11 protein-coding genes are annotated in these 14,973 nt (G+C 60.4%); 7 read left to right on the top strand and 4 right to left on the bottom strand.

The genetic code is table 11. The features are described from left to right. Positions 1–78: 78 nt before the first annotated feature. From gyrA to ABF757_RS04990, 3 genes are read left to right on the top strand one after another with little or no spacing between them, the layout of a single operon-like run. On the top strand, positions 79–2,877 hold the full coding sequence (gene gyrA / locus ABF757_RS05000) for a DNA gyrase subunit A (protein ID WP_415481190.1): 2,799 nt from the start codon (positions 79–81) through the stop codon (positions 2,875–2,877). Beyond that, positions 2,874–3,401, top strand: a complete 528-nt coding sequence (coaD, locus tag ABF757_RS04995) for a pantetheine-phosphate adenylyltransferase (protein WP_415481189.1) — start codon at positions 2,874–2,876, stop codon at positions 3,399–3,401. Before gyrA ends, coaD begins: the two co-directional genes overlap by 4 nt. 52 nt (positions 3,402–3,453) lie before the next feature. After that, positions 3,454–3,942, top strand: a complete 489-nt coding sequence (locus ABF757_RS04990) for a peptidylprolyl isomerase (RefSeq protein ID WP_025860674.1) — start codon at positions 3,454–3,456, stop codon at positions 3,940–3,942. Positions 3,943–4,031: 89 nt separating this feature from the next. Here ABF757_RS04990 and ABF757_RS04985 read toward each other — a convergent pair whose 3' ends face one another. Both ABF757_RS04985 and ABF757_RS04980 read right to left on the bottom strand, forming a co-directional pair. Then, positions 4,032–5,867: a HAMP domain-containing methyl-accepting chemotaxis protein gene (locus ABF757_RS04985; protein ID WP_415481188.1), complete on the bottom strand. Its 1,836-nt coding sequence runs from the start codon at positions 5,865–5,867 to the stop codon at positions 4,032–4,034. Between the two features lie 268 nt (positions 5,868–6,135). Continuing rightward, complete coding sequence (locus ABF757_RS04980) at positions 6,136–6,597, bottom strand: Lrp/AsnC family transcriptional regulator (RefSeq protein WP_025860676.1); 462 nt, start codon at positions 6,595–6,597, stop codon at positions 6,136–6,138. Positions 6,598–6,727: 130 nt separating this feature from the next. On the opposite strand from ABF757_RS04980, the gene alr reads away from it, so the two are divergent. The 4 genes from alr to ABF757_RS04960 all read left to right on the top strand — a co-directional run bounded on the left by alr (position 6,728) and on the right by ABF757_RS04960 (position 12,807). Then, the gene (alr, locus tag ABF757_RS04975) at positions 6,728–7,915 is read left to right on the top strand and encodes an alanine racemase (RefSeq protein ID WP_415481187.1); all 1,188 of its coding nucleotides are present in this window, start codon (positions 6,728–6,730) and stop codon (positions 7,913–7,915) included. Continuing rightward, the gene (locus ABF757_RS04970; RefSeq protein WP_025860679.1) at positions 7,912–9,168 is read left to right on the top strand and encodes a D-amino acid dehydrogenase; all 1,257 of its coding nucleotides are present in this window, start codon (positions 7,912–7,914) and stop codon (positions 9,166–9,168) included. Before alr ends, ABF757_RS04970 begins: the two co-directional genes overlap by 4 nt. A gap of 127 nt (positions 9,169–9,295) precedes the next feature. Further along, the gene (locus tag ABF757_RS04965; RefSeq protein ID WP_415481186.1) at positions 9,296–10,918 is read left to right on the top strand and encodes an ABC-F family ATP-binding cassette domain-containing protein; all 1,623 of its coding nucleotides are present in this window, start codon (positions 9,296–9,298) and stop codon (positions 10,916–10,918) included. 470 nt (positions 10,919–11,388) lie between these two features. Then, positions 11,389–12,807, top strand: coding sequence for a glucoamylase family protein (locus ABF757_RS04960; RefSeq protein WP_415481236.1), 1,419 nt, complete (start codon positions 11,389–11,391; stop codon positions 12,805–12,807). A 78-nt stretch (positions 12,808–12,885) separates the two neighbouring features. Here the strand turns inward: ABF757_RS04960 and ABF757_RS04955 are convergent, their stop codons facing one another. Together ABF757_RS04955 and ABF757_RS04950 are read right to left on the bottom strand one after the other, a co-directional pair. Continuing rightward, a complete protein-coding gene (locus tag ABF757_RS04955) occupies positions 12,886–13,278 on the bottom strand; it encodes a VOC family protein (RefSeq protein WP_025860682.1) in 393 nt (130 codons plus the stop codon). 65 nt (positions 13,279–13,343) lie between these two features. After that, positions 13,344–14,969 (bottom strand): fumarate hydratase, encoded by a 1,626-nt coding sequence (locus tag ABF757_RS04950; RefSeq protein WP_415481235.1) that lies wholly within the window; start codon positions 14,967–14,969, stop codon positions 13,344–13,346. Positions 14,970–14,973: the final 4 nt, after the last annotated feature.

Genomic DNA, 14,973 nt, shown 5'->3' with positions numbered 1-14,973 from the left:
AGGCCGTGCATGCCGTGGCAACCGGCTTGCGGACAGACCAGGCGTGATGCTCGCGCCGTTTGACGGAACGGATGAACCTTGACCGAGATTTCTGACCAAGCCGGATCACCGGAACCTTCAGACCTGCTGCCTGTGACCATTGAGGAGGAAATGCGTTCCTCCTACCTCGCTTATGCGATGTCGGTCATTGTCAGCCGCGCGTTGCCCGATGTGCGCGACGGTCTGAAACCCGTGCACAGGCGTATTCTTTACGCCATGCACGAAAGCGGGTTCACTCACGACAAGCCCTATCGCAAGTCCGCCCGTGCGGTGGGTGACGTGATGGGTAAATACCATCCGCATGGTGACTCCTCGATTTACGAGGCCATGGTGCGTATGGCGCAGTCGTGGTCCATGCGTGTGCGTCTGATAGACGGGCAGGGCAATTTTGGCTCGGTTGACGGCGATAGCCCGGCGGCCATGCGTTATACCGAAGCCCGGCTGGCCAAGTCATCCACCTTCCTGCTGGATGATATTGACCGTGACACGGTTGATTTTCAGCCCAACTATGATGAAAGCGAGCATGAGCCCACGGTTCTGCCCGCAGCCTTCCCCAACCTGCTGATCAACGGTGCGACCGGGATTGCGGTGGGTATGGCCACCAATATTCCCACGCATAATCCGGGCGAGGTCATAGACGCCACGCTGGCGCTGGTCGCCAATCCGGCTCTTTCGCTTGAAGAGCTGATGGAGCATGTGCCGGGGCCGGATTTCCCCACAGGTGGCACCATTCTGGGGCGTTCGGGTATCCGCAGCGCCTATACGACGGGGCGTGGTTCCATCATCATCCGCGCCAAGGCCGAGATTGAGGAAATCCGCAAGGATCGCAAAGCCATTGTGGTGAGCGAAATTCCTTATCAGGTGAACAAGGCCACCCTGCAGGAACGTATCGCTGAACTGGTGCGCGGCAAGCAGATCGAAGGCATTGCCGATATCCGTGACGAGTCCGACCGCTCGGGCATGCGGGTGGTGATTGAGATCAAGCGTGATGCAACGCCTGAGGTGGTGCTCAACCAGCTTTATCGCTTTACCCAGCTTCAGACATCGTTTGGCGTGAACATGCTGGCCCTTGATGGTGGCCAGCCGCGCCTGATGGGGCTGAAAGATGTGCTGGAGGCATTTATTGCCTTCCGTGAGGAAGTCATTCTGCGTCGCTCACGCTTTGAGCTGGGTAAGGCGCGTGACCGTGGGCACATTCTGGTGGGGCTGGTCATTGCGGTGGCCAATATTGATGCGGTGATCGCACTGATCCGCGCCGCCCCGGATGCCGCCAGCGCGCGTGAAGCGCTGATGTCCGCTACGTGGGATGCAGGCGAGATCGAACCGCTGCTGGCGCTCATTCATGATGACGGCAACGTGGTGGTGGATGGTCGGGTGCGCCTGACCGAAGCGCAGGCCCGTGGTATTTTGGAACTGCGCCTGCAGCGCCTGACCGGCCTTGAGCGCGATAAGATCCAGCAGGAACTGTCGGATGTGGCAACCCGCATCAACGAACTGCTCCTGATTATCGGCAGCCGCCCCCGCCGCATGGAAGTGCTGTGCGAGGAATTGCAGCGCGCCCGTGCCGAACTGGCAACGCCGCGCATGACCGATATTGCCGAATATGATGGCGATCAGGATGATGAAAGCCTGATCGAACCGGGGCAGATGGTTGTGACCATCACGCGCGATGGCTTTATCAAGCGTACCCCGCTGGATGTATTCCGCGCCCAGAACCGTGGTGGCCGTGGCCGCACGGGGGCTGGCACGCGCGGTGATGATATCGTGGTGCGTTCCTTTAATGCCCATACCCATCAGTGGGTCATGTTCTTCTCTTCAGGTGGCAAGGTGTACCGCGAGAAAGTCTGGCGTCTGCCAGAGGCGGGGCCTGCGGCCAAGGGCCGTGCACTGGTCAATCTGCTGCCCGATCTGGGCGGGGATGCCATTACCGCCGTGCTGCCCCTGCCGCAGGATGAAGGGTTGTGGGAAAGCCTGCACCTGGTCTTTGCCACGGCCAGCGGGCATGTGCGTCGGAACAGGCTGAGCGATTTCCGCAATATCCGTTCTTCCGGTATGATCGCCATGAAACTTGATGAAGGTGACAGCCTGATCGGTGTTGCCACCTGCCGTGAAGGGCAGGATGTGTTTCTGGCTACAAAGGGCGCGCGCTGCATCCGCTTCCAGATTACGGATGACACCCTGCGTGTATTCGCCGGGCGTGGTTCTTCGGGCGTGCGCGGTATCCGCCTTGCTTCGGGAGACCGGGTGATCAGTCTTGCAGTGCTCAACCATGTTGACGCTACGGTGGAGGAGCGCAGCGCTTATCTGCGCATGGCCAATGCCCGCCGCCGTGCTGAAAACGCAGCCGAAGCCGGGGATGAGGCTGCTGATGAGGCCGATCTGGCTACAACGGTGGAAGAGGGTGAGGATGAAACCGTATCCGACACCACCGTGCTGTCGGCCGAGCGCTTTGCACAGCTTGAGGCAGCAGAGGAAATTCTGCTGATCGTGAGCGATGGTGGGTTTGGTCGTCGTTCCTCCGCCTATGATTACCGTGTTAGCGGGCGAGGTGGTCAGGGCATTACCAACATGACTTTCTCTGCCTCCAAGCGGGGAACCGAGGTTGCGGCAACTCTGCCGGTGCTGGCCGGCACGGATGTCATGCTGGTAACGGATGGCGGGCGGCTTATCCGCGTGCCGGTCGATCAGGTGCGGGTCATGTCCCGTCAGGCTAGCGGTGTGACCGTGCTGCGCCTGAATGACAGCGAGCGTATTACCAGTGTATTCCCTGTTATGGATGACGGGGATGATGAGGGTGAGGACGGGGCTCAGGAAAGCGGAGCGGATTCCGGCGCATGATAGCCAGACCAGCCGTGGCACGCCGGGTCGGTTTTTACGCCGGTACGTTTGATCCGGTCACGACCGGGCATCTGGACGTGATCGAGCGGGCGGCGCGGCTGGTTGACCGTCTGGTGATTGGGGTTGCGCACAACCCCGGTAAAAATCCACTCATGCCGGTGGATGAGCGCATGCTCTGCGTGGAAGAGGCCTTGCCTTCCATACGCCAGCGGACTGGCTCGGATATTGTGGTGGTGGCGTTTCATTCCTTGCTGGTGGAAGCCGTGCGGGCCAATGGCGCGACATTGATTTTCCGGGGTCTGCGGGTCTTGTCTGATTTCGACTATGAAATTCAGATGAGTGGGGTCAACCGCAGGCTGGATGGCGGGATTGAAACGGTTTTTCTGATGGCATCAGAAAGAACTCAGTTCATATCGTCCCGTCTGGTCAAGGAAATAGCCAGTTATAAAGGCGATATTTCCGAATTTGTAACACCGGCCACGCAGGCGCGCCTTCTGGCGCGGCTGGCCATGCGTGCGGGTTGAAAACCGATAACGTGTCATGGGTGTTGCTGTTATCTGCAACAGGAGAAACCTGATGTCTGAAAATACCACTGAAGACCTGATCTACATGGATGTGCCCGCCGGGCGCGTTGTCATTCGTCTGCGTCCGGATATCGCGCCCAAGGCGGCGGAACGTATTCGCACGCTGGCCGAGCAGGGCTTTTACGATAACGTGCCGTTCCATCGGGTGATTTCCGGCTTTATGGCGCAGGGTGGCGACCCCACGGGCACGGGCATGCATGGCAGCGACCTGCCTGACCTGCCGGCAGAGTTCACCACCAAGGCGAAGTTCGAGCGTGGCACCATCGGCATGGCCCGCACGGCTGATCCGAACAGCGCCAACAGCCAGTTTTTTATCATGTTCGAACCTTCTCCCCATCTTGATGGCCAGTACACCATCGTGGGTGAAGTGATTGAAGGCATGGAAAACGTGGACAAGATCAAGCGTGGCGCAGGGGGTTCGGGCACGGTGAGCGACCCTGACCGTATTGCGCGCATGCGTCCGGCCGGGGCCGAGGGCTGAGTTTTCAGCCCTCCCTTGCTGGGATGATATGTTGAAAAATGCCGGAGCCCATATGGGGCTCCGGCATTTTTTATGGCATGTGCCGGGTGCTAACCGTGATGGCGATAGGTCAGTGCGGGTGCCTGCTGGGTATAATCCTGTTGTGGCAGAAGAAACTGGCGTACCAGTTCATTGAGTTTCTGGCTTTCCACGGCAAGGCTGCGGGATGTCGCGTTGAATTCCTCGCCCATGGCGGCATTCTGCTGCGTGGTGCGGTCAAGCTGCGTAACAGTGGTGTTGATGGAGGCAAGGCTTGAGGACTGCTCGGCAGCGGACTGGGCTATGGCGTCCAGATGGCTGGCAATCTGGCTGATAAAATCGGTGATGGTGCGCAGGGTCTGGCTGCTCTCGCGCACACGTTCCGAACCTTCCTTGACATCGGTAACGGTTTTCTGAATCAGACCGCGAATATCGCGTGCGGCTTCGCTGCTGCGCTGGGCAAGGGCGCGCACCTCGCTGGCGACAACGGCAAAACCCCGCCCGACCTCTCCGGCCCGTGCGGCTTCCACGCTGGCGTTGAGGGCAAGCACATTGGTCTGAAAGGCAATGCTGTCGATTACGTCCACAATGGAGGCAATTTCGGCTGAGCCGCTTTCCATGTGGTGCATGGAGGTTTCGGTATCATGGGCAATTCTGGCCGATGTGGTAGCGGCCTCGCGTGCCTGTGTGCCGATCTGGCGCGCTTCTTCCGAACGCTGGGCAGCCTGGGCAACGCTATTGGTAATCTGGGCAATGGCGGTTGCCGTCTGCTCAAGCGAGGAGGCCTGCGTTTCTGTGCGGTGGGCGAGGTGGTCTGCCCCCGTGGCGAGTTCCTGCGTGCCGTTGCTGATGGTGTGCACCGCGTTAGACATCTGGGAGAAGGTTGCGGCAAGCTGTTCGAGAGACTGGTTGAAATCATGCCGCAGGGGTTCGAATTCGGCTGAAAAACGGCTGTCGAGCTGAAAGGACAGATCGCCCCCGGCCATGCGGCGCAACCCGGAGGCCAGACCGCTGGTGGCGGTGTGCAGGCGCTGGGTGGCATCGGATTCTGCTTTGGCCTGGATGCTCAGCCGGTCGGCTTCGGCCTGCTCACGCTGGATTTTGGCTTCCTGTTCCAGTTGGTGTTTTTCGATAATGCCTGAACGGAAGATGTTCAGGGAGCGCGCAATGGCCCCAATTTCGTCGCGGCGGTTGGTAAACTGGGAGGGGGTCTGGGTATCGCCTCCGGCCAGCCGGGTAATCAGGATATTGATAGCGCGTAGCGGGCGCAGGATGTTGTAGATAACCACCACACCCGAAAGCACCATAATGGCAGCCAGAGCTGCATAGGCGTAATAAACGCGCCAGAGCGTGGTCTGGTAAGTGGTTCTGGAATCCTGTGCGTAGGTAACGGCCTGTTCCGTACTGAAGGTGGACAGGGCGGCTAGCGCGGCGGAAACGCTTTCCTCCAGATCGCGCAGGCGCGAACCGGCGGCTATGGCGCTGCTGCGCTCGGTGGTGGCAGACCAGTTTTTGAATGTTTCGTCGTGATCAGTCTTGTAGGCGGTCCATTTGTCTTTTAGCGCGCCATACAGGGTTTTTTCACGTGCGGAATGGGCAAGCGGGGCATAGGCGTCGATTGTGTCGGTCACTTCCTGCTCGACGGCATCTGAAAGGGCCGCCTGCGTTTGCAGCGTATCCGGCGTGGTGGCGGCAAGCTGTTCGGTTTCCGCCGTGTAGAAAGTACGCAAAAGTTCGTCGATCGGGCCTATGGCTTTGATGCTGCTCAGGGACCTGCTGTTGATTTCTTCCATACGGTTGTTGACGAGTGTCAGCCCGTGGACCGAATACAGGCCCGCCACGATACACGCACTGGCGACAAGGAGCTGAACCAGCCCCAGCGAGGCTTTGATGCCGAGTGGCCGCAAGGTTTTACCTCATCCAGATGGATGCGTGCCCAGATGCGGTGTCCCTGCGCGCCGGGGCCTGTCTGACGACCCGGACCGGCGCGGGATCAAAGGGTGCAGGTGGCCGTGCAGGCACGCAAAATGTTTCTACTTCGGAATGTCTTACTCAAACGCGTATCAGGTTTTGGAACCGGCTGGCCATCCATAATAAGACATATTCATTGTCTGGAACGGACACCCGGCGATTTGATCGGATGGTACGTGCCCAGTTTATGCGGGCTGGGGTGCCTTAGTGTTCGGGAAGACGCCTATCCTGCTGCACAACCGGCCTGATGGCAAAGTTGCTCTGTATGCGCACGACACCGGGCATGCGGGAGAGTTCTTCCTTGTGAATGCGTTCGTAGTCCTGCATGTCGCGCGCTTCCACCCGCAGCAGGTAATCGGCATCGCCTGTCATCAGATAGCATTCGCGCACGTCCGGGCATTCACGGATACGGCTTTCAAAACGGCGCAGGCATTCCTCCGTCTGGCGTTCGAGAGTGATCTGGACAATGACGGTCGCGAGTTGGGGCGCGTTACGCCGCGCGATAATGGCCTGATAGCCGCGGATAATCCCTTCCTCCTCCAGCCTGCGGACACGGCGCAGACAGGATGAGGGAGACAGCCCGATACGCTCGGCCAGTTCGGCATTGCTCAGGCGGCCATTGTGGCGGAGATGGCGGAGAATGGCATCGGTTATCGGGTCTGGCATGATCTGTCTTTTTTGCCAATTTTATGCATGATTATTCTAAAATAAAGCAATTATGGCACATCATGCAACAAATTGACGGGATATACCATGCGCTGTGGATTACACTTTACGGTATGGCAATAAAAGACGGATGGAACTCGTGACAACCGCTTTCCCCCCTTCCAGTGCTGGCTGGCCCGCATCGCGCGCGGGCGCGGTGCTGAGCATCGATCTGGCGGCGCTGGCTGCCAATTACCGGCTGGTGGCCGGGCAGGCTGCCGGGGCTGTGTGTGCGGCCGTCGTCAAGGCGGATGCCTACGGGCTGGGGGTGGCGCAGGTTGCCCCTGTTCTGGAGCAGGCCGGTGCACGCCAGTTTTTTGTGGCCCATGTGGATGAAGGGCTGGAACTGCGTGCGCATGTCAGTGCCGGGGCAGGGATTACGGTTCTGCATGGCCCTCGCCCCGATGCGGTCAAGGCCTGTCTGGCTGGGGGGCTGCGGCCCGTACTGAACAGCCTTGAGCAGATCGGCTGGGTGCGGCAGGCAGCCCGCGCCACAGGGCGTGGTGTCGGGGTTGTGCTCCAGCTTGATACGGGCATGTCGCGTTTTGGTCTGTCCGAGGCGGATGTGGCGGAACTCGCCAGCACACCAGCCCTGCTGGAAGGGCTGCATGTGGAACTGATCATGAGCCATCTGGCTTGTGCCGATACCCCGGCAGACCCGGCCAATGCTATGCAGGCGGCGTGCCTGCGGCGGATGGCGGCCATGCTGCCACCCGCACCGCTGAGCCTTGCGGCCTCCTCGGGTATTTTTCTGGGGCCTGCCTATCATTTTGACCTCGTGCGGCCGGGCGCAGCCCTGTACGGCGTGGCCCCCAACCGCGAAAGCTCCGGCCTGCTGCAGCCGGTGGTGGGGCTGAGTGCCCATGTGCTGCAGATCCGTACACTCCAGCCGGGAGACCGCGTGGGTTACGGCCTGACATGGCAGGCCAGTGAGCCCCGGCGTGTGGCGACAATTGCCGCAGGCTACGCGGACGGGCAGGCCCGCCATGGGGCCGGGCAGCAATGTGCATGGTTCAGGGGGCAACGCCTGCCTGTGCTGGGGCGTATTTCCATGGATTCCATGACTGTGGACATTACGGATGTTCCTCAAGGCCTGCTCGAGGCGGATGGCATGGTGGACCTGCTGAACCCCGGTTACGGCGTGGATGCGCTGGCCGAAGCGCAGGGAACCATTGGTTATGAAATCCTGACATCGCTCGGGCGTCGTTATCACCGTGTTTATACGGATGGCGCGTGTGCCGCGGAGCATTCGCACGCAGGAGAAGGAGCGCGCGCATGAAGGTTCTTGTTCTGGGAAGTGGCGTGGTGGGGGTTACCTCCGCCTGGTATCTGGCGCAGGCCGGGCATGAGGTTACGGTGGTGGACCGCCAGCCGGGGCCGGGGCTGGAAACCAGCTTTGCCAATGCAGGGCAGGTCTCGCCCGGTTATTCCGCACCATGGGCGGGGCCGGGTGTGCCGCTCAAATGCGTGCGCTGGCTGCTGATGAAGTATCGCCCCTTTGTGTTCTGGCCGCTGCCCGATCCGTATCTGTGGCGCTGGCTGGCGGCAACGCTGGAAAACTGCACGGCTGCTGCTTATGACCGCAACAAGGGTCGTATGGTGCGGCTGGCGGAATACAGCCGCGATGTCATGCTCGACCTGCGCGCCCAGACCGGCATTGCGTATGATGACCGCCAGCAGGGCACGTTGCAGGTGTTCCGCACCCGCAAGCAGCTTGACGGTATTGCGGGCGATCTGGCTGTGCTCAATCAGTATGGTGTGCCGTACGAGGTGCTGGATACGCAGGGCTGCGTGCGGGCCGAGCCGGGTCTGGCCCAGTCCAGCCACAAGATTGTGGGCGGGCTGCGCCTGCCGGGTGATGAAACGGGTGATGCCTTCAAGTTCAGCCAGCGGCTGGCTGAAATGGCGCAGGCGCAGGGTGTAACCTTCCGCTACAATACGGCCATCAGGCGGCTGCGCTCCGAAGGTGGGCGTATCAGCGGGGTGGAAACGGCGCAGGGCCTGCTTACGGCAGATGCCTATGTGCTGGCGCTGGGCAGCTACTCCCCGGCATTGCTGCGGCCGCTGGGCATCAGGCTGCCGGTTTATCCGGTCAAGGGCTATTCGCTCACGGCCCCCATTACGGATGAAAGCCGCGCCCCGGTTTCCACCATCATGGATGAAACCTTCAAGATCGGGATTACCCGTCTGGGCGACCGGGTGCGGGTTGGGGGCACGGCGGAACTGGCGGGTTTCAACCTGCGGCTGCGTGAGCCCCGGCGGGTAACGCTGGAACATTCGGTGTCCGACCTGTTTGCCGGAAGCTGTAACCCCTCGGAGGCGCAGTTCTGGACCGGGCTGCGGCCTATGACACCGGATGGCACGCCTGTTATCGGCCGTACGGCGCTCGATAACCTGTACCTTAATACCGGCCATGGAACACTGGGCTGGACCATGGCCTGTGGCTCGGGGCGGGTGCTGGCGGATGTGATGTCGGGCCGTAAGCCTGATATTGCGGCGGATGACCTAGCGATCACGCGTTATTTTTCCTGAACCTGCCTGCATAAAGTGCAGGCAGGGCGGAGGGTGTGAAGACCCCGCGCTGTTTACGGCGCGCGGGGGTTACGCAATAAGGGCGGCTCCGGCTTTCGCCCCCTTACCCTCCAGTTCCTGAGGCTCCATGATCCGTCTCGACTCCATCAGCAAGCATAATGGCCATCGTGTTATCTTTATCGAGGCCTCGGCAGCGCTTCAGAAAGGCGAGAAAATCGGGCTGGTGGGGCCGAATGGTGCGGGCAAAACCACGCTGTTTCGCCTGATCACCGGTCAGGAAGAACCCGATGAAGGCAATGTCCTGACCGACCGGGGCGTGACAGTCGGTTTTTTTAATCAGGATGTGGGCGAAATGGCCGGCCGCAGTGCCGTGGCCGAGGTGATGGACGGCGCAGGCCCGGTGGCTGAGGTCGGGGCTGAGCTTGCCGAGCTGGAATCCGCCATGGCTGACCCCGAGCGGTTTGACGAGCTTGACACCATTCTGGAACGGTTTGGCGAGGTGCAGGCCCGTTTTGAGGAACTGGGGGGCTACGCGCTGGACGGGCGCGCGCGTGAAGTGCTGCACGGGCTGGGTTTCAGTCAGGACATGATGGATGGCGATGTCGGGCGTCTTTCCGGTGGGTGGAAAATGCGCGTGGCGCTGGCGCGAATCCTGCTGATGAAGCCCGATGTGATGCTGCTGGACGAACCAAGCAACCATCTTGATCTGGAAAGCCTGATCTGGCTGGAGCAGTTTCTGGCTGGGTATGATGGCGCGCTGCTGATGACATCGCATGACCGCGCGTTCATGAACCGTATCATTAACAAGGTGATCGAGATCGATGGGGGCGTGCTGTCGAGCTATTCGGGCGATTACGAGTTTTACGAACAGCAGCGCGCACTGAACGAAAAGCAGCAGCAGGCGCAGTTTGACCGCCAGCAGGCCATGCTGGCCAAGGAAGTTGCGTTTATCGAGCGCTTCAAGGCACGGGCCTCGCATGCCGCACAGGTGCAGAGCCGTGTCAAAAAACTGGACAAGATCGACCGGGTTGAACCGCCAAAGCGCCGCCAGGCGGTAAGCTTCACCTTCCCGTCCGCTCCGCGTTCGGGTGATTCCGTGGTGAACCTGCGCGGGGTGGACAAGGCTTATGGCAGCCGGGTGATCTATCAGGGGCTCGACCTGCTCATCCGCCGTCAGGAGCGCTGCTGTGTGCTGGGGGTGAACGGGGCGGGTAAATCAACCTTGCTCAAGCTCGTGACAGGAACCACCGAGCCCGATGCCGGAACGGCCACGCTGGGTGGCAGCGTTAAAATGGGGTATTTTGCCCAGCACGCCATGGACCTGCTGAACGGTGAGCGCACGGTTCTTGAAACCCTGAACGATGCCTTTCCACTGGCCCCTCAGAGTGCGCTGAGGACACTGGCGGGCAGCTTTGGTTTTTCGGGTGATGACGTGGACAAGCTGTGCCGCGTTCTGTCCGGTGGAGAAAAAGCCCGGCTGGTTCTGGCAGTGATGCTGTATGATCCACCGAATTTTCTGGTGCTGGACGAACCGACCAACCATCTCGATATCGCCACCAAGGAAATGCTGATCGCGGCGCTGGCCGATTACGATGGCACCATGCTGTTTGTCTCCCATGACCGGCATTTTCTGGCTGCATTGTCCAACCGTGTGCTCGAACTCACACCTGAAGGCCTGCATCGTTACGATGGCGGCTATACGGAATACGTGGCCCGCACCGGCCGCGAAGCGCCCGGTCTGCACGAATGACATCTTCACACCATAATGTTTCTTGAAAGAGATATTAATGGATGTGGGGTTTGACGTGCGGATATAACAAAAAGAAAAAAATAATGCCGATGGTAAGAGTGTAGTAAGTGCCGCCTTCGGGCGCGCTTGCGGTGACGCTGCGCGTGCGCGGCACTGCATCATAACAGAGATACGGGCAGAGTATGAAGCTGGACAGATGTTCCCCGCGCAGGCGGGGCCGGAGTGGGGCGCTTACGTTCCTGAACATGGTTCTGACGGTATCGGGGCTGGGGGCCTCGGCCTTTGGCGCAGGGAGTGCCTCTTCTGTCTGGGCGGCTACGGCGCAGGACACACCGGCGGCTCCTGTTGCGGCAGCCGCTCCGGCTGTAGCGGTGCAGGCCCCGGTTAAGGGAACGGCCCCGGCTGCATCTCAGGGCGCAGAGCGGGCCACCACACAGGGTACAGAACCCCATCCGCTACCACCCGGTGGCATGGTGCATGCCCATGATGGCCGCAGGGGTATCAGTGCGACGGATGTCGCGCTGATGAAGGATCTGGAATACCGGACATTCCGCTGGTTCTGGGATTCAGCCGACCCGGTTACGGGGCTGGTGCCGGATCGCTACCCATCCGACCAGACCCAGTCGAGCGTTGCTTCTGTCGGGTTCGGGCTGACCGCTTATGGTATCGGGGTGACGCGCGGTTATGTTACGCGTGAGCAGGCAGTGGAGCGTACCCTGCGTGTGCTGCGTACCATGGTGCGGCTGCCACAGAACGCCACGCCCATGCAGGCGGGCGGGTATCATGGTTTCTTCTATCATTTCCTCGATCATCGCACGGGGCTGCGTTTCAATACCGATACCGAGCTTTCCAGCATCGATACGGCGCTGCTGATGCAGGGCGTGCTGTTTGCCAGCAGCTTCTACACGAAGGATACGGTGTCTGAGCGTGAAATCCGCGATCTGGCCGATACCCTGTTCAACCGGGTTGACTGGCGGTGGATGCTGCGCCCGGATAACCGGCTGAGCATGGGCTGGTCGCCCGAGCATGGCTTTTTGTCCAATTACTGGGAAGGCTATAGCGAAGGCATGATGCTGTATGTGCTGGGCCTTGGTGCAAGCCACTCGGCACTGGACCCGGTATCATGGCAGGCTTGGATCGCTACAAACGACAAGCGCTGGGGTGAGTCCTACGGGCAGACTTTCCTTAACTTCGCGCCACTTTTTGGCCACCAGTACACGCATGCATGGATTGACTTCCGGGGTATTCGCGATGACTGGAACCGCGAAAAAGGGATCGACTATTTCGAAAACAGTCGCCGCGCGGTGTATGCCCAGCGTTCATATGCCCAGCATAACCCGGGGCATTGGCAGGATTACAGTAGCAATATCTGGGGCCTGACAGCCAGTGATGGCCCAGCGGATACCGTGCGCCATGAAGACGGGCAGGACCGGCATTTCATGGCCTATTCCGCGCGCGGTGTGGGGCGTGACTATACGCTGGACGATGGCACGCTGGCCCCAACGGCGGCAGGTGGCTCGGTAGCTTTCGCGCCTGAAATCGCTATCCGTGCCCTGCGGTCCATGAAGGACAAATACGGCATGCGTATCTACGGCCAGTATGGTTTTGTGGATGCGTTCAACCCCAGCTACCATGATGACGGCCAGAAGAATTTCTGGGCTGATAACACCTATATAGGCATCGATCAGGGGCCGATCCTGCTGATGATCGAAAACTGGCGTAGTGGGCTGGTGTGGAACACCATGAAGCACAACCCTGTTATTCGGCAGGGGCTGCTGCGTGCCGGGTTTACTGGTGGGTGGCTGGGCAATGCGCCGCATGAAGCCGTAACCCCCGCGACCGGCCAGCACGCAGGCCTGTCTTCTTCCAAAACAGGCAACCACGCCTGATAAAAAACAGGCCCCCCGCATCTGTGCCAGCAAGGCTGCAGGTGCGGGGGGCCGTTATTTTTCGCCGGGCGTAAGGGCTCAGCCCTGATACGAGGCGATCTCAATCAGGTTTTCATCCGGGTCGTGGCAGTAAACAGAGGTGATCGGGCCAATGGCGCCAAGCCGCGCAACCGGCCCTTCCACCACTGTCACCCCGCAGATTTTCAGATGTTCGATAACATCCGCGCTGGTAATGGCGGTAATGAAGCACAGGTCGTTACCGCCGGGCAGGGCGTGGGTTGCCGTATCCCAGCCTTGCGCGTCATGGGGGCGCAGGTTGAGTTTCTGCCCCCCGAAACGCAGGGCCGTGCGGTTATTGCGTCCGTATTCCTCCCGGTCCATGCCCAGCACGCGCTGGTACCATGACGCGGAGATTTCAAGGTCGCGGACTGTCAGGACAACATGGTCAAGACGATCAACAGTGAAACGCATGTGGCCGCACCACTCCTTTTGCTGGGGCTGCCCATCCGCCGGGGAGGCAGTGGGCAGGGCAGGGGTTACAACTCAGCGTAGAAGTCGTTGCCTTTGTCATCAATAACAATAAAGGCCGGGAAATCTTCCACTTCGATTTTCCAGACCGCTTCCATACCCAGTTCGGGGTATTCCAGCACTTCAACCTTGCGGATGCAGTCTTTGGCCAGACGCGCTGCCGGGCCACCAACGGAGCCGAGGTAGAAACCGCCATATTTCTGGCAGGCATCGCGCACGGCCTTGGAACGGTTGCCCTTGGCCAGCATGACATAGGAGCCACCATTGGCCTGTAGCTCGTCCACGTAGGAATCCATGCGCCCTGCGGTGGTGGGGCCAAAGGAGCCGGTGGGCATGCCCTCGGGCGTTTTGGCCGGGCCTGCGTAATAGACCGGGTGGTTTTTCAGATAATCGGGCAGGCCTTCGCCCTTTTGCAGCCGTTCGCGGAACTTGGCATGCGCAATGTCGCGCGCCACCACCACGGTGCCGCTCAGTGCCAGCCGGGTCTTGACCGGGTATTGCGACAGCTCACGGCGGATTTCGTCCATGGGGCGGTTGAGGTCGATCTTGATCGCCTCGCCTTCAAGGTGCTCATCCGTGGTTTCGGGCAGGAAGCGTGCCGGGTCGTGCTCAAGCTGTTCGAGAAAGAAGCCGTCTGCCGTAATGCGGGCTTTCACCTGCCGGTCAGCCGAGCAGGACACACCCATGCCCACGGGCAGCGAGGCCCCATGGCGTGGCAGGCGGACGATTCGCACATCATGGCAGAAATACTTGCCGCCGAACTGCGCCCCGATGCCCAGCTTGCGGGTCAGCTCCAGCACCTTGCGTTCCATGTCCACATCACGGAAGGCATGGCCGGTGGGGCTGCCAGAGGTGGGCAGGCTGTCATACCAGTGGGTGGAGGCGAGCTTGACGGTCTTGAGCGTCTGCTCGGCTGACATGCCACCAATGACAATGGCCAGATGGTAAGGCGGACAGGCCGAGGTGCCCAGTGTGCGGATTTTCGTATCCAGCCATGAGAGAAGCTGCGCTTCGGAACCCAGCAGGGCGCGCGTTTCCTGAAACAGGAAGGTCTTGTTGGCCGAGCCACCGCCCTTGGCGACGAACATCAGCTCGAAGCTCTCATCATGCTCACCGGCGGGGGAGGCAAAGATGTCGCACTGGACCGGCAGGTTGGTGCCGGTGTTCTTTTCCTCGAACATGCTCAGCGGCGCCATTTGCGAATAGCGCAGGCTGGTGCGGGTGTAGGTATCGTATACCCCGCGCGAGAAGGCGATTTCCTCGTTGCCTTCCACCCACAGCCGCTGGCCTTTTTTGCCAAACACAATAGCCGTGCCGGTATCCTGACACATGGGCAGGATGCCTCCCGCCGCGATACAGGCATTTTGCAGCAGGTCCATCGCCACGAAGCGGTCATTGTCCGAGGCTTCGGGGTCCTTGAGGATGGCAGCCAGTTTTTCCAGATGCGAGGCACGCAGGAAATGCGCCACTTCGTGGAAGGCCTGCGCCGTCAGTTCGCTCAGGGCTTCGGGGGTGACGTGCACAACCGTCTTGCCGCCGCATTGCGAGGTGCTGACCCCGTCAATATCGAGCTTGCGGTACTGGGTTGTATCTTTCCCGAGCGGGAAAACAGGGGTGTACACGAAGTCTGGCAGGGGG

The sequence above is a fragment of the Acetobacter papayae genome, assembly GCF_047721125.1.
Lineage (GTDB): Bacteria > Pseudomonadota > Alphaproteobacteria > Acetobacterales > Acetobacteraceae > Acetobacter > Acetobacter papayae.
Note: the sequence above shows the minus strand (reverse complement) of the source record. Positions and strands in the feature narration are given on the sequence as shown.